Annotated in this window: 20 protein-coding genes and 1 other annotated feature; all 20 genes read right to left on the bottom strand. The window is 46.9% G+C overall.

The features are described 5' to 3' along the window. Positions 1-390: 390 nt before the first annotated feature. Positions 391-2,019: a LysM peptidoglycan-binding domain-containing protein gene (locus OM416_RS25750; protein ID WP_264934269.1), complete on the bottom strand. Its 1,629-nt coding sequence runs from the start codon at positions 2,017-2,019 to the stop codon at positions 391-393. Positions 2,020-2,213: 194 nt separating this feature from the next. Continuing rightward, a complete protein-coding gene (ilvE, locus tag OM416_RS25745; protein WP_017692630.1) occupies positions 2,214-3,098 on the bottom strand; it encodes a branched-chain-amino-acid transaminase in 885 nt (294 codons plus the stop codon). 148 nt (positions 3,099-3,246) lie between these two features. Further along, the gene (pheA, locus tag OM416_RS25740; protein WP_264934268.1) at positions 3,247-4,119 is read right to left on the bottom strand and encodes a prephenate dehydratase; all 873 of its coding nucleotides are present in this window, start codon (positions 4,117-4,119) and stop codon (positions 3,247-3,249) included. Further along, positions 4,116-5,084, bottom strand: coding sequence for a homoserine kinase (gene thrB / locus OM416_RS25735; RefSeq protein ID WP_264934267.1), 969 nt, complete (start codon positions 5,082-5,084; stop codon positions 4,116-4,118). The genes pheA and thrB overlap by 4 nt, the downstream gene beginning before the upstream one ends. Beyond that, positions 5,081-6,151: a threonine synthase gene (gene thrC, locus OM416_RS25730; protein ID WP_169480441.1), complete on the bottom strand. Its 1,071-nt coding sequence runs from the start codon at positions 6,149-6,151 to the stop codon at positions 5,081-5,083. The genes thrB and thrC overlap by 4 nt, the downstream gene beginning before the upstream one ends. A gap of 115 nt (positions 6,152-6,266) precedes the next feature. Continuing rightward, positions 6,267-7,553 carry a homoserine dehydrogenase gene (locus OM416_RS25725; protein ID WP_264934266.1) on the bottom strand — a complete coding sequence of 429 codons (1,287 nt, stop codon included), beginning with the start codon at positions 7,551-7,553 and terminating at the stop codon, positions 6,267-6,269. Positions 7,554-7,611: 58 nt separating this feature from the next. Then, complete coding sequence (locus tag OM416_RS25720) at positions 7,612-8,049, bottom strand: ACT domain-containing protein (protein WP_017692625.1); 438 nt, start codon at positions 8,047-8,049, stop codon at positions 7,612-7,614. Between the two features lie 228 nt (positions 8,050-8,277). Then, positions 8,278-9,588, bottom strand: coding sequence for a GTPase ObgE (gene obgE, locus OM416_RS25715; RefSeq protein ID WP_169480443.1), 1,311 nt, complete (start codon positions 9,586-9,588; stop codon positions 8,278-8,280). 17 nt (positions 9,589-9,605) lie between these two features. Next, positions 9,606-10,343, bottom strand: coding sequence for a Spo0B domain-containing protein (locus OM416_RS25710; RefSeq protein ID WP_062838040.1), 738 nt, complete (start codon positions 10,341-10,343; stop codon positions 9,606-9,608). A 150-nt stretch (positions 10,344-10,493) separates the two neighbouring features. Beyond that, positions 10,494-10,805: a 50S ribosomal protein L27 gene (gene rpmA, locus OM416_RS25705; protein ID WP_017692622.1), complete on the bottom strand. Its 312-nt coding sequence runs from the start codon at positions 10,803-10,805 to the stop codon at positions 10,494-10,496. A 23-nt stretch (positions 10,806-10,828) separates the two neighbouring features. Next, the gene (locus OM416_RS25700; RefSeq protein WP_036605912.1) at positions 10,829-11,158 is read right to left on the bottom strand and encodes a ribosomal-processing cysteine protease Prp; all 330 of its coding nucleotides are present in this window, start codon (positions 11,156-11,158) and stop codon (positions 10,829-10,831) included. A gap of 14 nt (positions 11,159-11,172) precedes the next feature. Beyond that, positions 11,173-11,484 carry a 50S ribosomal protein L21 gene (rplU, locus tag OM416_RS25695; RefSeq protein ID WP_017692620.1) on the bottom strand — a complete coding sequence of 104 codons (312 nt, stop codon included), beginning with the start codon at positions 11,482-11,484 and terminating at the stop codon, positions 11,173-11,175. A gap of 14 nt (positions 11,485-11,498) precedes the next feature. After that, positions 11,499-11,583, bottom strand: a sequence feature (ribosomal protein L21 leader region). 56 nt (positions 11,584-11,639) lie between these two features. After that, the gene (locus OM416_RS25690; protein ID WP_264934265.1) at positions 11,640-12,890 is read right to left on the bottom strand and encodes an Rne/Rng family ribonuclease; all 1,251 of its coding nucleotides are present in this window, start codon (positions 12,888-12,890) and stop codon (positions 11,640-11,642) included. A 115-nt stretch (positions 12,891-13,005) separates the two neighbouring features. Further along, complete coding sequence (locus OM416_RS25685) at positions 13,006-13,866, bottom strand: M50 family metallopeptidase (protein ID WP_264934264.1); 861 nt, start codon at positions 13,864-13,866, stop codon at positions 13,006-13,008. Then, positions 13,859-14,707, bottom strand: coding sequence for a M23 family metallopeptidase (locus tag OM416_RS25680; RefSeq protein WP_264934263.1), 849 nt, complete (start codon positions 14,705-14,707; stop codon positions 13,859-13,861). The genes OM416_RS25685 and OM416_RS25680 overlap by 8 nt, the downstream gene beginning before the upstream one ends. Before the next feature lie 148 nt (positions 14,708-14,855). Next, entirely contained in the window at positions 14,856-15,650 is a 795-nt protein-coding gene (minD, locus tag OM416_RS25675; RefSeq protein WP_053783092.1) for a septum site-determining protein MinD, read from the bottom strand. Between the two features lie 3 nt (positions 15,651-15,653). Next, entirely contained in the window at positions 15,654-16,316 is a 663-nt protein-coding gene (minC, locus tag OM416_RS25670) for a septum site-determining protein MinC (RefSeq protein WP_017692615.1), read from the bottom strand. A gap of 74 nt (positions 16,317-16,390) precedes the next feature. Beyond that, a complete protein-coding gene (mreD, locus tag OM416_RS25665) occupies positions 16,391-16,924 on the bottom strand; it encodes a rod shape-determining protein MreD (protein WP_264934262.1) in 534 nt (177 codons plus the stop codon). Next, positions 16,924-17,796, bottom strand: a complete 873-nt coding sequence (gene mreC / locus OM416_RS25660; RefSeq protein ID WP_264934261.1) for a rod shape-determining protein MreC — start codon at positions 17,794-17,796, stop codon at positions 16,924-16,926. The genes mreD and mreC overlap by 1 nt, the downstream gene beginning before the upstream one ends. 186 nt (positions 17,797-17,982) lie before the next feature. Then, on the bottom strand, positions 17,983-19,017 hold the full coding sequence (locus OM416_RS25655) for a rod shape-determining protein (RefSeq protein ID WP_024633969.1): 1,035 nt from the start codon (positions 19,015-19,017) through the stop codon (positions 17,983-17,985). Positions 19,018-19,027: the final 10 nt, after the last annotated feature.

The following is a 19,027-nucleotide window of genomic DNA, read 5'->3' as shown; positions in this document are numbered from 1 at the left end:
TTGTTTCATTATTTCTTGTGTTTCCCGTGTCAGCCGTGTGTTTCAGCGGCGACTTAAATAATATATCATACGGCTGAATCTAATGCAACAGTTTTTTTTATTTCTTTTCTTTAGTAGTTTTACATTATCTAAAACCGTCAATTTAAATCCTATCTTGTCCTATTAAAATGGTGCGCATATAGGGTACAAATATTCTAACACACTCATGAAAGGGTTTACAACAAGTTAGCAATAAAATGCTCCGTATCAGGCCCGAATAGCCATATCTCCGTTATGCGTGCGTGAATCAATCTATATTCAAACAAACGATAAGCCAGCTCTCTATTATAGAGCTGGCTTCCCGCTGATATAACAATTCCCCTGCTTCTTCACCAATCGCAATCCTCTACGTTAGTTTTGTATCCACGGATTACGACGCTTTTTATTTGATTTCCGTTGGTTGGAGGTAGTCGCTCCTTCTCTGGATGTTTTCCCAGACACGGTCACCTTGGATTTATTCTTCAGAGGAGCCTTGGTTGTTCTACGTTTCGCAGCTGCCGGCTTATTCCCGGCTTGCTTGGACTTCGCCTCCGAATCCACTCCAATCTCTTCAATCGCTACCTGGCTTAAGTTGGCGTCGTCACGGCCCCCTTTTTTACCACCCTTACCTTGGCCTTGTGAAGGATACAACTCACCAAAAGCACCAAGCGGGGACGGCGGAACCATGTTCTGGGTAGGGTATGGGTTCTGATAAGCATACTCGATAGGCTGGTTTGGCATCGTTGATGTGGACATTTCAGGCGGCATACCGTACGAAGGACCATACATATTCCAAGCCGGATCCTGATAACCATGTGAAGGATAAGTATACTGAGGCACATGTGTATGTGAACCACATCCGCATGGAGGGTAAGGAAGCATCGAATATGGGGATATAAAAGGCGGCTGATGATTCATATGACTAGGTGCGACATACGATGGGAATGGACTATTCACATGGCCAGCTGGCGATATTGGAAATGAGTTGTTTTGCATTTCTGGGGACAAATTTGGCACAACGTTGTTGTGATTATGGCTCTGCTCCGCCCCAGTCCACGGACTGTTTGGGAGATCACTGCCACTATAAGGACTGACTTCCGGAATTCCTGGAAATGGTGCATTGTTGCTCGCTCCTGCCGTGTACATGTCTTGCTGAACACCATACACCTCTTGTACAGGGACAGGGATTTGAACATAAGGGTGCTCCGCTGGCGCATGATGCAACTTATTACCACAACCGCAAGGTTTTTTCGTTGCTGGTGCAACCTCAGCTGGAGACTTTGTATTAGGCATTACAGGCAAAGGCATAATTTCAGGCGAAAGATTGGGCATTGTGTATTTCTTGGATTCTGCTACAGGTTTTACGTTAACTTCAGGTTTAACCTCTTCTTTTTTGTGCGTTTCCTTTTCAGGCTTCACTTCAGGAAGCTCAGGCAACTGCGGCAGTGCCTCCAGTTCAGGCTTCACATTCGGCTTTACTGGATTGGCTGGTGGTGGAGCAGGCACTGGGACGGGAACTGGAACCTCTGCTACCGGAGCAGGAGGAGTTGGTACAACTTGCGCCGGTGGTTCCGGTTCTTTGACTCCTGTGTATTCCTTACCTTCAGGCGACAATTTTTCATGCGCAGCAATGTTGCTGGCACCCGAATTAGATGTGCTATTTCCTTGTGCGTGCATGGATGGAATATAAACAGTCTCCCCCACCAGCAGAGCGTTCGGATTTTTCAACTGTGGATTGGCATTGATCATATCTTTTAAAGGAACTCCCCAGGCTTGTGACAACTTCCATAACGAATCTCCTTGCTGAACCTTGTGACTGTGCAGCACGCCTTCCGGTTTCGGTGTTACTGGCTCTGCAGGGATTTTGACCTTCATGCCAATATCCAACTTGTCGGGATTTGTGATTTGCGGATTAGCCGCGATCAATTTGTCCAGCGCTACATTGTATTTTTGGGACAGCAGATATAATGTGTCGCCTTTTTTCACCATGTGTATTTTCACAGGGAACTAACCTCCTAGACGTCATACTTGGGCAGTACATTCGCCCATACCGTTACTACATCCTATGCAGAAACCGGGCTAATGACATCAACTAAACAAAAAAAATCCTCCTGTCTCTAAAATCCTCATACGCCAGGTATGCTGAATTTTATCGGACAAGGAGAATTCCTGTTCCCTATGCTAATTGCTCAAACTTAAGATTCCCACACTTTGTAGCCATCTTTGTCAACAATCTGACGGAATGCTTCCAGCAGTCTGAGCGTTACCGGACCTGCTACACCCGTACCAATTGTTCTTCCATCGACTTCATATGCAGCGATAACTTCTGCAGCTGTCCCGGTGAAAAAGACTTCGTCTGCGATATACACATCATGCAGGGTGAATGGCACTTCTTTTAATTCAAGCTCCAGTTCGCCACATAGATCGATAATCGCTTGACGTGTAATCCCTTCAAGTGCTCCGAGATAACAAGGCGGCGTGTACACTACTCCATTTTTGATAATGAAGATGTTATCACTTGAACCCTCAGTAACGTAACCTTGGGAGTTCAGCATAATCGCTTCACCAGCGCCTGAATAATTAGACTGGATTTTAACCAGGATGTTATTCAGATAGTTCAACGATTTAATTTTCGGATTCAATGCGTCCGGAATGTTCCGGCGTTGGGATACAGACACTGCTTTCAATCCAGTAAGATAAGCTTCCTCCGGATAGATCGCCAATTGTTCCACGATGATGATGACAGATGCCTTAGGGCAACGTAACGGGTCCAACCCCAGATTACCAGGGCCACGCGATACAATAAGACGAATATAACCATTACGCATATCATTGCGGCGTACCGTTTCAGCCATGACTTCCAACATCTCATCAATGGACAGCGGGATGTTCAAACTGATGGATTTCGCTGAATCATACAAACGATCCAAGTGGGCCTTACATCTGAAAATGTTTCCGTTATAGATCCGAATACCTTCGAAAATCCCGTCTCCATACAAAAATCCATGATCATATACCGAAACGGTTGCGTTCTCCTTGGTCACATACTGACCATCCAAATAAATCCATTGTTCTGCCACCGATGACTGCACCTCCATAAAATATCCATTCCCTAAACTCCGAAACGTTATTAACCCGTCCATTGTACAACAAAAGACAAGCGATTACTCGCTCATTCTACCCCCACTTATGACAACCTTCTAACATTCACAACCACCATCAGGTCGATTACCTCAAAGGATATGTATAACAAGGATAGCTACCCAGAACGCGCACCTGACAATTCAATGCCTCAATCTCGGCCATGGCTGCAGTCAGTAAAACCGAATCGACCGTTTCCACAACATCAATGTAAAAATAGTAACTGCCCAATCGTTTCTTCGTTGGACGAGATTCGAGACGGGTCAGGTTCAACTTCCGCCAGGCAAAGGCCGACAACACCTGATGCAACGCACCCGGTGCATCTTCTGGCAACGTCACCAGCAAGCTGGTTTTTACATGATCCGGTTCACGTGGAATTTTTACAGGTTCATGGCCAATGAGCACAAAACGGGTGTAGTTATTGTCATGATCTGTAACCCGTTCAGCCATAATGTCCAGGCCATGCTTCTGAGCAGCCAGCTTTGTACCGATCGCCACCCAGCCCTTGCCCGGATTTTTTTTCACAATTTCTACAGCTTCAGCCGTACTATTCACACCTTCAAGTTCCGCCCCAGGCGAATGCAGCCGAATAAAATTCTGACATTGCGGAATAGCCACAGGGTGAGACATAATCTTGGTAATTCTACCGAAATCATACTCGCCGCTCTCCGTCATAAATTCCGAGCCATGTCCAATCACATTCTGGATGGATGGATATACCCACTCCGCTTGCATCGGAATGTCCACTTCGTTCACAAGCCAGTCCATATGAAGACTAACGGAGCCTTCAATGGTATTCTCAATTGGAATAACACTATATTGTGCATTCCCACTATCCGTTGCTCTAAACACATCCGAAATCAGCTTGAAGTGAAGCACATCTAACGGTTCACCGTCAAACAAGAAATCAATCGCTTCATGGGAAACGGAGCCTTCAGGTAATACTGCAATTCGTTTCATGCATTAACTTCCCCTTTGATTCTGTCCAAAAAAGGACGTTCGTCTTGATCAGGCAGCACGGTTACACCGTCCAGATCCGGATCGAGCCACAGTGCCGAAGCAGATATGCCCTCCCGCTCCATGGTGTTCAGCAAATATTGTTCCAATTCCGCTCTGCGGGTGTCATGACGATCTACCAAAGTCAACACGGTTGGCCCAGCTCCGCTCAGGGCAGCTCCCAAAGCTCCATGATCGACAGCGTGTTCCAATATTTCAGCCATGCCTGGTACCAAGGATGCCCGGTATGGCTGGTGAATTCGATCTGACATCGCCTTCTGAATCATATCCAGTCGTCCACTTGCCAAAGCTGCAACGAGCAGTGAGGATCTGCTAATGTTATGCACGACATCAGACATGCCAAATTGCTCTGGAATCACATTCCTTGCTTTTGAAGTAGATAGCTGGAATTCAGGTACAATAACCAAAGCTTGCAGATCTTGATGTGGCTCAATGCGTATATGATCTACCCGCTCACCATCCCATGCAGCTGTAATAATACCGCCATATAGAGATGCACCTACATTATCCGGATGCTTCTCGAGGGATGTGGCCATATCCAGGAGCTTGGCATCCGATAATGGAGCGCCAATTAATGCATTCGCTGCCGCCAGTGCACCAACGATGGCCGATGCACTGCTCCCGAGTCCACGCGTAAGCGGAATATCGGAATACATGGAAATCTCCAATTCAGGTACAGATACCCCAGCTTCATTGAATACCATCTGTGCAACTTCGTAAATCAAATTCGATTTATCTGTTGGCAGGCCTGTCAAATGATTGCCATGAAGATGAAATGTCGTCTGCTCGGCAGGTTTCATTTCCAACCAGGCATACAAAGACAATGCCATGCCCAGGGTATCAAACCCCGGACCGAGATTGGCTGTACTTGCAGGTATTTTTACGGTTACCTTTTCACGCAAACTCATACAGATTGCTGCTCCAGTTGTGCAATGGCCGCCATTACTGCTTCTTCCGTATCTTCAACAACAAGTGGCTCAGTCGCTACCGTTTTGATCGCAATATTAGGATCTTTCAGGCCATTACCTGTCAGCACACAAACGACAGTCTCTCCGCCTTTAAAGTACCCTTCACTCTTCAGTTTGTATACACCGGCAAGGGAAGCGGCAGAAGCAGGTTCTGCAAAAATCCCTTCACGAGAAGCAAGTGTACGATACGCTGTCAGGATTTGTTCATCTGTTACATAGTTAATCTGTCCGCCAGATTCCTCAGCTGCAGCTACTGCTGTTTTCCAGCTTGCGGGATTACCAATTCGAATCGCTGTTGCTACCGTTTCAGGTTCAAGGATCGGCTCACCTTTGACAATAGCCATCGCACCTTCAGCTTCGAAACCAACCATGCGTGGCAACGTATTGGATTTACCTGCCTCTTTATATTCTTTGAAACCTTTCCAATATGCAGAGATATTCCCCGCATTACCGACTGGAATAGCCAGAACATCCGGCGCTTCGCCAAGTTGTTCAATTACTTCAAACGCTGCTGTCTTCTGTCCTTCAATCCGGAACGGATTCACAGAGTTTACAAGCGTGATCGGATGTTTGGCTGTGATCTCACGCACAATCTCCAGTGCACGGTCAAAGTTACCATTAATCGCGATCACCTTAGCTCCATAGATCATGGCTTGGGCTAGTTTACCCAGTGCAATGTTGTTATTCGGGATCAGCACGATACAGTTGAGACCACCACGTGCGGCATAGGCCGCTGCAGCAGCTGACGTATTACCTGTGGATGCACACATGATTGTACGGCTGCCCTCTTCAAGTGCTTTGGCAACAGCCATGACCATTCCGCGGTCTTTGAAAGAACCCGTAGGGTTCAAGCCTTCGTATTTGAAATAGAGGTTCAAACCGAGTTCCTCAGACAGATTCTCTGCATGAATCAAAGGTGTGTTTCCTTCCTGAAGCGTAAGCAGGGGTGTATTTTCGTTAACTGGAAGGTGCTCTCTGTACGTTTGCAAAAGTCCTTGATATCTCATTGTGGGTAAACTCCTTTATGTTTTAATAATCTGAAATGATGACCTTTTGTTACGCATATGATTAACTTGTGCGTTATAACTGAAATAATTGAGATGCCGTATGGAATACGGAAGATTATCCTTCGACTCGATAGACACTCTTAATGCGGCGAATGACGCTGAGTGATTCAAAATGTTTTAACACTTTATCCATTCTTGCCTTACTTGCATTATGTGTAACGATAATAATCTCGGCATCCGGGTTGTGCTCATTCGGCTGTTGAACAACCGAGGCCAGACTGACATCATATTCTGCGAAGATTTGTGTGATTTGTGCCAATACACCGGCTTTGTCATCAACGTGTAGTAAAATAAAGTTTTTCGATACGATCTGCTCGTCGCTTTGCAGTCGCTTCGTCTTATAAGGCACAATCGCTTTTAGACCATTTACGCCAAGTTTAAGGTTTTTGGTGACCGCCACAATGTCAGCTACAACAGAAGTTGCCGTTGGAAGTTCTCCCGCACCTGCACCGTAGAACATCGTCTCCCCTACAGCTTCGCCGTGTACATATACTGCGTTGAATACACCGTTGACTGAAGCAATCGGGTGATTCTGTCTAACCATAGTTGGCTGTACGCTAATCGTGATCTCATCGTCAATACGGTCCGCAATACCAAGTAATTTCATCTCATACCCAAGTCTTCTAGCATACGTAATGTCTTCACGGGTTACGGAGGATATGCCTCTAACGGTTACATCCTTCAACTCCACATTGGTGCGGAAACCGAGTGTACTCAAGATCGCCATTTTACGAGCTGCGTCAAGTCCTTCTACATCGGAGGTTGGATCCGATTCAGCGTATCCCAGAGCCTGTGCCTCGGCCAGCACTTCTTCATAGGATGCACCTTCCTGACTCATTTTGGTCAAAATAAAGTTCGTTGTTCCGTTCACAATCCCCATAATGCGGGTGATCCGGTCGGAAGAGAAACCTTCAATCAATGTACGAATGATCGGAATACCTCCCGCAACACTCGCCTCATAGAACACGTCACATTGTTTTTCCTGCGCCTTCGCCAAAATCTCCGAACCATGCAGGGCCATGAGATCCTTGTTCGCTGTTACGATATGTTTCCCCCGTTCCAACGCTTCAAGAATATACTCCTTCGTCTGATCAATGCCGCCCATGACTTCAACGATGACATCAATATCCGGATGACGAATGACTTCCCAAGGATCTTCCGTAAGCTTGGCACGGTCTACAGCAATAACACGTTCTTTCTCTGTATTTTTCACTGCGATCTTCTCGATGACAATCGGCGATCCAACCTGACTGCTCAGATCTTCCTGATTCCCTTCCACAATGCGAACGACTCCCGTTCCGACAGTTCCCAGACCCAACAATCCGACTTTTACCGGTTTCACTAACGATCTACCCCCTAATGTCTATTCTTGTCCGTCAGTCTTGTATGATAAAGCCTAATTAACCTTGGCCTACAATACGTGTGCGTCTCACTCCAGGCATATCTTGCATCCGATCCAGCATTTCTCCAATTTCTCCGTGAAGATGTGTCGTCTCCACTGAAATGACGACATTGGCTCTTCCCTGAAGCGGGATACTCTGATTAATTGTAAGTACATTGGCCCCATAACCAGCTACATGTCCAAGCACACGAGACAAGATACCCGACTGATGCTCCAGATCAATGGAGATGGTTACAATTCTCTCGCGTTCAAGCTGGTTTATCAGATGAATTCCATCCTTGTACTTGTAAAAAGCACTCCGGCTTAATCCGACCTGCTCAACTGCCTCATGCACTGTTTTAACATCACCGGAAGCCAGTAACTCTTTTACCTGCATGGTCTTCACCACAGCCTCTGGTAAAATATCTTCCCGTACTAAGTAATAGCGTTCGTTCACAGAACGTCCTCTCCTCAAAGACTCATGTATTCATATAGTGGACATTATATAGGATCTACGCCAAAAGGGCAATACATGACACGCCTATTTTTTGAAATACGTTCCTCACAGTATACAAGTTTATCCCTCTCCCATGTCAGGAAAAACAAAAAAACGCAGAGTTGTGGGTCTACTTTCCCACTTCTCTGCGTTCATATATCTATTGGTCTCTCCACGGAAGACGGCTACTTAGTAGTAACTGCTACCTTCCACGAATTCGAATTCAAAGTCTCCGATGCGCACGATGGTGCCTTCTACAGCTCCGCGCTTACGCAACTCAGCATCTACACCCATATAACGCAGTGTACGTGCGAGTTTCAGTATAGCCTCGTGCGAGTTCAGTTGCATCCGTTTCATCATGCGGTCAATCTTGGCACTTTCGACAACGAACATTTCATTCTCACGCACAATTTTGAAACCATCGTCTTCTTTTTTGTCCAGACTATATACTTTACGTTCAGATACATCTGCTACCTCTTCAACCACTCGCTCGTCTGGAGCCTGATCCAGCAGATCAGCTGCACGATACAAGAGCTCTTGAATCCCTTTACGAGTCAAGGATGAAATTGGCATCACTTCAATATCAGGTTGAACTTCACGAACTTGCTGTAAGAATTGCTCTAGGTTCGCTTCAGAGTCTGGCATATCCATTTTGTTAGCTGCGACAACTTGCGTTCTCTCGGCGAGAAGCGGATTGTACAACTTCAATTCGTCATTGATTTTCTGCCAGTCTTCAAAAGGATCGCGTCCTTCCGAACCCGACATATCTACGACATGAACAATAATACGAGTACGCTCGACATGACGCAAGAACTCATGTCCAAGTCCGATCCCTTCATGCGCACCTTCAATCAGTCCAGGCAAATCGGCCATAACGAAGCTTCGGCCTTCTCCTACACCGACTACACCCAGATTCGGTGTAATGGTTGTGAAATGGTATGCACCGATCTTTGGCTTAGCTGACGAAACGACAGAAAGCAATGTGGATTTCCCGACACTCGGGAAACCAACCAGACCAACATCCGCCATAACTTTTAGCTCTAATACGATGTAACGCTCCTGGCCTTCTTCACCATTCTCGGCAAGTTCAGGTGCAGGATTATTCGGTGTGGCAAATCGGATGTTACCCCGTCCGCCCCGACCACCACGAGCAATAACAACCTGTTGTCCGTGACGTGTCATATCCGCCAGTACTTCTCCACTGTCTTCATCCAAAATGATAGTTCCTGGTGGAATGCGCACAATCATGTTCTCAGCGTTTGCACCATGCTGACTTTTATTACGTCCCTTCTCACCACGTGGGGCCTTGAAGTGACGCTGGTAACGGAAATCCATCAACGTCCGCAGACCTTCATCCACGCGGAAGATGATGTCAGCTCCTCTGCCTCCATCGCCCCCGGCAGGTCCGCCGTTTGGTACATACTTCTCACGACGGAACGAAATAATTCCGTCCCCTCCGTCTCCGGCTTTCACATAAATCTTCGCTTTATCTACAAACATTGGTTAACCCCTTCTTCCTATATTCCACACGGCATTCTGAATTGTATAAACGTATCCTCAGACGGAAGCTGCTCCGTTCTGACTTTTTTTCCTTTGAGTACGGCAGTAAGCTGCCGCAGTGTTTCCGGATCGGGTGTTTGATCCCCATCCAGTCGGACAACTACATCTCCATGATCCTGTCCGAAGTTCAAGGTCAGTTTGCGAACCTCTCCCCAAGAAGACCGGCCGCCGCCATATTGATAGGCCCTGATTGCATCCGCAATCGCCCCGGTAAGTGACTCGCCATCCTCGGGAGAGACCAGAGCACTAAGCTGCAACTCATCTTCTATTTCCACATGCAATTCCAGCGCGATTCCACTGGCGCGAAAAGACTGAAGATAAAATACGAGGGAAGGAATACCCAATCTGGAGATTCGGCTTTCTTCTGTAACCCGCTCTTTTATTCTTTCCACACATTGCAAGGATTTATCAAGTTTGCCCAGCCGAAGATATCCATATAACACCTGAAGGTCGTTCATCCAGTCGTGTCGATGATGATTTAATGAAGCAATTGCTGTCTTTTCCATGGATTGTATGATGGCTCTGCGTTCCGCCTCCGCCTGTTTCTTCATCGCATTCACAGAAATGAGCAATACTGCGACGGACCACAATGCGCATACGACGCTTGAAATCATCGCCGGATACAGCATAACGAAAACCAAAGGAATCAGAAGTGAACATGCCGCAATCCACGGCACTCTTTTCCAAGATTTCATGGCTTCTCCCCGTTCTACAAAACTCGGTTGGTTTACACCCACCGTAACCAAGTATAACATGTCTTTTCTGCCAGTTCATTATCGAATAACCGTTGAATACAAAAAACCTCCGGCAAAAATGCCGAAGGCTCCTTAGGCGGAATGCCGATATTACGCTTCTACTGCAGCTGCTACAGGAGCAACGTTAACAGGATAGATGCTTACTTTTTTGCGATCGCGACCCCAACGTTCGAATTTTACAACGCCGTCGATTTTCGCGAACAAAGTGTCATCTTTACCGATACCAACGTTAGTTCCTGGGTGAATTTTCGTTCCGCGTTGGCGAACGAGAATGCTACCACCAGTTACAGTTTGACCATCAGCACGTTTAACACCCAGACGTTGAGCATTACTGTCACGTCCGTTCTTCGTGGAACCTACACCTTTTTTCGATGCGAATAACTGAAGATTTAATTTCAACATGATTGGTTGTCCTCCTTCTTTGCTTATTTGAATTGCTGTATTTTAATATACTTCCCGTATGACTCTGCAATATTAGAGAGCATAACCACCATGGATTCGAGTAACAATTGTACCTGGGACCAGGTTTCCCCTCTCTCTAACAAAGGTAAAGAACCGCTTAAAAAGCCATTCTTCATCTTGGCATCCATTTCGACACCGGTCAATGTTTCAATCGAGTTCACCGTACCCACTGTAACAGCAGATACCCCGGCACATACGATGTCTTCTCCGCGCTTGGCAAAATTAGCATGCCCTTCGATGGAAAAGCGTTCGATGTTCCCGTCCTCATCACGAAAGATTTGAACGATAATCACTTATCGCACCTTCTTTACGCTTTGATTGTTTCGATAGTTACTTTAGTGTACGGTTGACGGTGACCTTGCTTCACATGGTAGTTCTTTTTAGGTTTGTATTTGTATACGATAACCTTTTGTCCTTTGCCATGTTTCTCCACTTTAGCCGTTACAGTAGCTCCGGAAATCAATGGTGTACCTGCTGTCAAACCTTGATCGTTAGATACAGCCAGGACACGGTCGAACGTTACGCTTTCGCCATCGTTCGCAGTCAATTTCTCGATGAACAGAACATCGCCCTCTTGGACTTTGTACTGTTTGCCGCCTGTTTCAATAATTGCGTACATTTGCCTTGCACCTCCTCATGTCTCAGACTCGCCCGTTCTCAGGTGACAGTGTCCTTACGGAACTGTTCTTATACCCGGCCAGTGCGGTTACAGCATGTGCAAGACCATTAGGCTAAACACATACTTGAAGATTATATCACGCAATATTTCAAAAATCAATGTAAAGGTGAAATATATCTTTTTCCCGTACCATGACAGGAAGAACACGGCTCCACATAGGGCAACGTACTCTCTTCCCGCACTTTTTTGCGTGTCAGTTCAAGCAAGCCCAGCTTGGTCCAGCCCATTACGAACGCTTTGGTCCGATCCTTCTTGAGCTCGCCCTCCAAGGTCGCAGCCACTTCATGCCGATTCGAAGCCTCCTCCATATCAATGAAGTCGACAATAATCATGCCACCGATATCCCGCAAGCGCATCAGACGGGCAATCTCTACTGCTGCCTGCATGTTGGTCTCCGTCACGGTCTCTTCCAGACTGTCACCGCCAGCTCCCGTATATTTACCTGTGTTCACATCCACTACAGTTAGAGCTTCAGTATGGTCAATGACGATATAACCGCCTCCAGGCAGCCACACTTTCCGGGCAAAATCCTTGTTCAATTGCTCCTGCACACCATAAGCAGCAAAGATGGACTCTGTTCCCCGATACACCTGTACTTTGGGTTGATGACCGGGACTAATCTCTTCCAACAATGCTTTTACCTCACGGGCTTGTCCTTCATTATCGGTGATGACCTCATCACTGCCTGGCGTGTAGACATCTCTGATGATTCGCTGTACCATGCTATGATCCCGATGCAATAGGCTCGGGGAAGGCAAACTGTCCGCTTTTTCACGAATGAGGTACCACTGCGCACGTAATGTTTCCAAGTCTGCCTGAATGGCTTCATGCTGTTCTTCTGAAGATACGGTTCGGATAATAAGCCCCTCTTCATCCCGTCTCAGTTGCTCTCCAAGTGCCTTAAGGCGGGAACGATCCCCCTCACGGGCAATTTTCTTGGATACCGCCACATAGTCGGCAATAGGCATGTAGACAAGCCAGCGGCCCGGGAGTGAATAATGAGTCGTCACCCGGGCTCCCTTGCCTCCTACCGGTTCCTTCAGAACCTGAACAATGACTTCCTGACCCGGACGAAGCAACTCCGAGATGGAAGGCTTCACCTGAGGCTGCTTCTCCAGATGGGGATGCAACACATCGTCCACATACAGAAACGCATTCTTTTTCTGACCGATATCCACAAAAGCAGCCTGCATACCTGGTAACACATTCACTACCCGTCCCTTGAAAAAGGAACCCAGCAGTCCACGCTCGCGTGTACGTTCTGCCGTGAATTCCACAGCTTTGCCTTCTTCCAGAAGCGCCATTTGCATGAGGTTATGTTCATTATGTACAATCATTTGTTTCATGGCTTCACCTCTAGAAGACAATTCAATTCATCCACATCCATTTCAGTATCTTTACATTTCTCATCGTACATATCTTACATGTATTAACCCATTTCAGAACAGGTCCACCAGAACACTACAATTTATCGCCATTTTGTTGAAAATAGGAACCGATAATGCGTTGTTCAGGCAATACTGCCATAATTCGTCCCTGTCTGTTCATCACGTATACCATATGGTATCTTTCTCTCTTTAATAGACGCAAAATAGTGTCCAAAGGTTTCGCTGGAAATGAGATTATTGGCTGCGCCAAACTGCCAGTAGCCGCATGTCGAGCGAAAGCACCCTCCCGATTCATGAGAAAACGGATAAAGCGATAGGGCACATTTCGGTAATCCGTCAGGTTGGAATAGAACAAAAAAAGACCGATTAACAAAATGTTGAGCGGTAGGCCGTAGTCTCCGGTAAGCCAGCGGCTGATGGCAACCAAAATAACCCCTATGCTACACAGGATGCTTATTCTGTAAGTCCACATTAATGTTGTATAGTAGGGTGCCCACAGGCTGACAAGCGCCTGAACAATTTTACCTCCGTCCAGGGGCAGTACGGGTAGCAGATTAAAGAGCGCAATAAGCAAATTCCCCTGAATGATGTAGTTCAGAAAAACCGGATCGCCCAGATTGCCATACTGCAGCAGCCAAACCATTCCAACCATCAGCATGTTTTGCAATGGACCTGCCAGAGCGATCATGATTTCCCGGAAGGCCGTGATGTTGCCCCCATCTTCAATAACCGCCACCCCTCCAAAAGGGAGCATCTGAATGGACACGACACGACAGCCCAGAAGGGCCGCAGCAGCAGCATGTCCACATTCATGAATGAATACGATGGCAAATAACGTGATGAGTTCAATAAAATGTCCCGTCAGAAGAGACGCCAGCATGATAATCACAAAAAACGGATGAAACGTAATACGTACTCCCCATACCCTAATCAAGGGCAACGACTTCCGCTGGGTCTACGTACTCCTCACCCTCTTTGACCGCAAAGTAGAGCGTGGCCGGTTGTTCACCACCGGTAGTCTTGAGACTCCCCACCGCATTCCCCGCTTCAACCCAATCGTTCACGTTCACTTCACTCTCGTTCAACCGACCGTATATTGCCGTGACATTGCCTGTATGCTGGATGACAACCGTGAATCCACTTGTTGCATCTCCGATAACCTCCATGACACGCCCTGCATCCGAGCTGGCGACCTGTATAAGTTCTGCACCTGCGGCATCCGGAACGATCTCAATTCCCTTCATGCTCAGCGCGAATGGCTGAACCACTGTGCCCGAGATCGGTTTGCTCAGTAACTGCCGTATGCCGGAACCGTTGACAGCATCCGTCGTATGTCCGAGAACCGGAAGAAACGAAGGGGTTCCTCCAAAATGCCGTTCATACCAGGCTGCAGCAGAGGCAAAATTCATATCTCGATGAAGTGCATCAGCAATCACTGTTTTGGAGGATGTCGTCCACGATGTATCCAATTGAAACAGCCCCCATACTCCGCCAAATATCAAAGCGCTAATGACTGTCCGCCTTAGAAGGGACTTGAACAGGTTGAATCTCGTATGCCCGCCTGGAACGAAATGACCATTCTCTTTTTTCCACAACCATTCCGGATCTCTTTCCTGTATCCCCTCACTAGACGTAAACGGCTTACGGTGTATGATCTCATTCTTGTCCAACAATGAACCTAATTTTTGCTCCTGTAGGACTTCAACAGTCGCACCGTCCATCAGTCGCCGAATGCGTTCTTCTCGTCTCTGCTTGATTCTGAGTTTCGTATTCATGGAATGTCCTCCCGCCGAGGCTTGTTTACTACATCCTATGAAGAGGTGGTTGATAATATGAACAAGCCTGACGGCAGGCAACAAAAAAAGCCGGGCTATAAGCCACGGCTGTCATGTAATCAGTTAATGAATAAGTTCATTTAACGAGTTAACCCATTCCGAAGAACTTTTTAAAACGGGTAAAAGCACCCTTTTTCTGCTCCAGTTGCATCAATGGGACCGTATCTCCCAAAATGCGTCGTGCAATGTTGCGATACGCAATCGCCGCAAGTGAATCCGGATTCATGACCGTAGGTTCTCCTGAATTAGCCGCTTTGATGACCAGCTCATCATCAGGTACGATACCAATCAGGTCAATATTAAGTACTTGTAAGATACCATCGATATCCAGCATGTCACCCGATTTAACCATATTATTGCGAATTCGATTCACCACCAGCTTCGGTGATTGAATGTGTGAACTCTCCAGCAGGCCGATGACACGATCCGCATCACGTACTGCAGCATTTTCCGGTGTAGTGACCACGATGGCCTGATCTGCTCCTGCTACCGCATTTTTGAAACCCTGCTCTATACCGGCTGGGCAATCAATAATGACGTATTCAAAATCTTTTTTTAGTTCAAGGATAATATCCTTCACCTGTTCTGGCGACACCGAGTTTTTGTCTCTCGTCTGCGCCGCAGGCAACATATATAATTCTTCGAAACGCTTGTCTTTGACCAAAGCCTGATTCAAACGGCAGCGGCCGTCCGCAACGTCGCACAGATCGTAAATAATACGGTTTTCGAGTCCCATCACGACATCCAAATTACGAAGGCCGATATCGGTATCTACCAGACAAACCTTTTTGCCGAGCAGCGCCAGCGCTGTCCCGATGTTTGCCGAGGTGGTTGTTTTACCCACGCCGCCTTTACCCGAAGTGATCACGATCGCCTCTCCCATGAGCTACACTCCTTTAAACACATTAAAATCTCGGCGCAACCGAACGATATTGCTCATCTTGTCTATCTGCATCTGATTGTCCTGTAAGTAAGCAAATTCCATTCCGGTCTCTCGGCTCTCCCATTCATCGGGAGGACGACTGATGATATCCGCAATCCGCAGCTGCGTCGGTGCAAACACCGAAGCGGCAATGATGGCTTCTTCGTCCCCGCCAATTCCGGCATGAGCCATACCTCTGAGTGAACCCAACACATATATATCTCCGGTACACGTCACCGTGCCCCCCGGATTGATATCCCCAAGAAACAGGAGATTTCCTTCATGATGAAGCACCTGACCTGAACGCACCATACCACACATGGTAACAATCGGCGGCGGTCCTTTAACCTCCGGTTGGAGTGCAGGTGAGTCGATGGATCGAATAAGCAGATTCCCTTTTTGCTTCAATATATCGAGGATTGCTTCTTTCTGGTCCTCTGTCACTTCGCGGGCACCCAACTTGATATCCACATGAACAATCGGTCCGGTCAAAATATTTTGATGGCTGTGTTCCAGCTTATAGCGGAGCTCATAGAGCAATTCCTCGAATTCACATTGATCGTCCAACAGGAAAACCAGGCCGTCTCGGATGCCTTTAATCGTTACGTGATTCGATTTTACCGTCATAAGCCTGTCCCTCCCATCTCATTACATTTCGTGCCCGGGGCCCCAAGTTCCTGCTTTGCGCTCCATAAATGTATTTAAGAAGCTTCTTCTGTCTTGCTCCGTCTCTTGCCAATCCGCTCCAGTTGTTTCCGAAGCGGGACATAAATGATCAAGGCAAATACAAAATGAACGAACAAATTAGGAATCATGTATTCAAGCAACGCCCAGTCAAAGGTCACGTGGTTAAGTTGGAAGAGCTTGTACAGGAAGAACAGCATGGTGTCATTAAGCAAGCTTCCCAAAATGACAACCGATACCATAACCGGCAGTGGTGCACGCGGTGCTTGAAAAATGAGTCCCATCATGTATGCCGATAATCCCATCGAGAATCCGTACGGTCCAATCATCTCGCCGTAGAATACGACGTCATGCAGTAGTCCAAAAAATATACCGAGCACTAGTGCTGTGTGCCGATGATGATATACAGCGATAAACAAAATTACGATATACACCAGATTGGCAGAAATACGCATCTGCCAGCCAGAAGGAATGAGCAGCGGCAAAATCGTGCCTTCCGCAATGAACAAAATGAATAACAACAGGAACAAGACTTGCTTGCGCGTCACCATTATTCTTTTACCTCAGGCGGGATAATGACAATCAGCTCTTTCCAATCAAGGAAGCTTGCATACGGGTCAATTGTAGCTGTTTGCGTTAAACCATATTCACTCTTCTCGACACTCTTCACTTCACCAATCCGCATGTATTTCGGAAAGTTATTGATGATCCCTGAAGAGATGATCTCATCACCCTTTTGGATATCAGAATCCTCTGAGATCTTGGTCATCTTGAGCATACCCGTCTTCGGATCATAACTCTCAATCATACCAAATACTTTCTCCTTACCTACTGCTGTTGCTGCAATGGCATTGGATGTTGGATCATTGGCGTCCATGGACGTTAACAGATTAACCGTTGATGTATATGAGCTGACATGACTGATCACGCCGACCAGCCCTTCCTGCGAGGTAACGGCCATCCCCGGCTTAATTCCCGCATTCTCACCGATATCAATGTTAATGGTTCTACTGTTTGGATCCGAATTGGCACTGATAACCTGAGCAATTCGTGAACCGTAATTATACCGATTCTTCTGTTCTTCGGTGAAATTGAGCGCTTTCTGAAGCTGCTCATTCACTTGCTCCATATCATTGTACTTCAGCCGATCTCGGGTATAGTGCCCCATGGCAATGCGAAGCTCTTCATTCTCATCATATACCGTACGCATGTTCGCTACATCTTTGAAAAAGCCCGCTACATAGGAAGCGGGCTTGTAAAATACGTATTGTACAAATCCAACTGAATCCTTCAGGAATTTCTCCGGCCAGGATAGAGTGGTTCGCGGACTGAGCGTAAAGCCCATTAACGCGATAAATGTAACAAGGCCCACCAGCAAAACAAAAAGTCTTTTGTTGCCTAGCAGTTTAAACAGTTCGAACACCCTCTAACATCCATTATTCTCTTCCGAGCCATGCCCGGCGGGGAGACTGTCAGACTTGTAGTCCCTGCGAGAATATCAGCTGATCCTCCCCTGTTAAGCGGGTAATAGCTCATCCCCGGGGTTAACCGGGTACTCTATAACTTGGCATTGCCACTTAGTCGCAATGCCAAGTTAGGCAAATACCAATTAACGTTTGGAACGAACTGCCGAACTGCTTCTGCTTTTGAACAAATGAATATTCTCTAGCGCTTTACCTGTTCCGATCGCTACACAATCCAGCGGGTTCTCAGCCACAATGACAGGCATTCCTGTCTCACCAGCAAGAAGCTTGTCCAGATTGCGGAGCAGTGCTCCACCACCTGTAAGAACGATACCGCGGTCCATGATATCGGCTGCAAGTTCAGGCGGGCATTTTTCCAGTGTTACTTTTACCGCTTCAACAATCGCATTCACTGTATCAGCCAGCGCTTCGCTGATCTCGTCCGAAGTAATCGTGATTGTCTTCGGCAGACCTGTAACGAGGTCACGTCCACGAATTTCCATCGTTTCCACTTGCTCCAGTGGCATTGCTGATCCGATGTCCATCTTCAATTGCTCTGATGTACGCTCACCGATCATCAGATTGTATTGGCGTTTGATGTACTGGATAACGGATTCATCCATCTCGTCACCCGCTACACGAACCGAACGGCTCGTAACAATACCGCCAAGTGAGATGACAGCCACTTCCGTTGTACCGCCACCAATATCGACAACCATACTACCTGTTGGTTCCCATACAGGCAGATCTGCACCAATTGCAGCTGCAAAAGGCTCTTCAATCGTATAGGCTTCACGTGCTCCAGCCTGTTTGGTTGCATCTTCAACCGCACGTTGTTCTACTGCAGTAATCCCGGATGGTACACATACCATCACGTTCGGATGACGTTGGAACATGGAGCGTTGTTTTTGCGCCTCACGGATGAAATATTTGATCATCGTTGCCGTTGTATCAAAATCGGCAATGACGCCATCTTTCATTGGACGAATAGCACGAATGTTACCCGGTGTACGACCAATCATTTTTTTTGCGGCTTCACCTACTGCCTCGATGCTTTTTGTATCTGTCCGAATAGCGACAACCGAAGGCTCGCGCACCACAATTCCTTTTCCTCGTACATAAACCAGCGTATTTGCTGTCCCCAAGTCAATACCCAAATCTTTCGTAAAACCACCAAACATAACATAATCT

The organism is Paenibacillus sp. LS1, from assembly GCF_026013365.1.
GTDB lineage: Bacteria > Bacillota > Bacilli > Paenibacillales > Paenibacillaceae > Paenibacillus.
Note: the sequence above shows the minus strand (reverse complement) of the source record. Positions and strands in the feature narration are given on the sequence as shown.

Coding starts and splice junctions, on each gene's coding strand:
- pheA (WP_264934268.1), bottom strand. CDS start 4,119: ATGAAACGAATTGCAGTATTACCTGAAGGCTCCGTTTCCCATGAAGCG.
- thrB (WP_264934267.1), bottom strand. CDS start 5,084: ATGAGTTTGCGTGAAAAGGTAACCGTAAAAATACCTGCAAGTACAGCC.
- thrC (WP_169480441.1), bottom strand. CDS start 6,151: ATGAGATATCAAGGACTTTTGCAAACGTACAGAGAGCACCTTCCAGTT.
- obgE (WP_169480443.1), bottom strand. CDS start 9,588: ATGTTTGTAGATAAAGCGAAGATTTATGTGAAAGCCGGAGACGGAGGG.
- OM416_RS25710 (WP_062838040.1), bottom strand. CDS start 10,343: ATGAAATCTTGGAAAAGAGTGCCGTGGATTGCGGCATGTTCACTTCTG.
- rpmA (WP_017692622.1), bottom strand. CDS start 10,805: ATGTTGAAATTAAATCTTCAGTTATTCGCATCGAAAAAAGGTGTAGGT.
- rplU (WP_017692620.1), bottom strand. CDS start 11,484: ATGTACGCAATTATTGAAACAGGCGGCAAACAGTACAAAGTCCAAGAG.
- OM416_RS25690 (WP_264934265.1), bottom strand. CDS start 12,890: ATGAAACAAATGATTGTACATAATGAACATAACCTCATGCAAATGGCG.
- OM416_RS25680 (WP_264934263.1), bottom strand. CDS start 14,707: ATGAATACGAAACTCAGAATCAAGCAGAGACGAGAAGAACGCATTCGG.
- minD (WP_053783092.1), bottom strand. CDS start 15,650: ATGGGAGAGGCGATCGTGATCACTTCGGGTAAAGGCGGCGTGGGTAAA.
- minC (WP_017692615.1), bottom strand. CDS start 16,316: ATGACGGTAAAATCGAATCACGTAACGATTAAAGGCATCCGAGACGGC.
- mreD (WP_264934262.1), bottom strand. CDS start 16,924: ATGGTGACGCGCAAGCAAGTCTTGTTCCTGTTGTTATTCATTTTGTTC.
- OM416_RS25655 (WP_024633969.1), bottom strand. CDS start 19,017: ATGTTTGGTGGTTTTACGAAAGATTTGGGTATTGACTTGGGGACAGCA.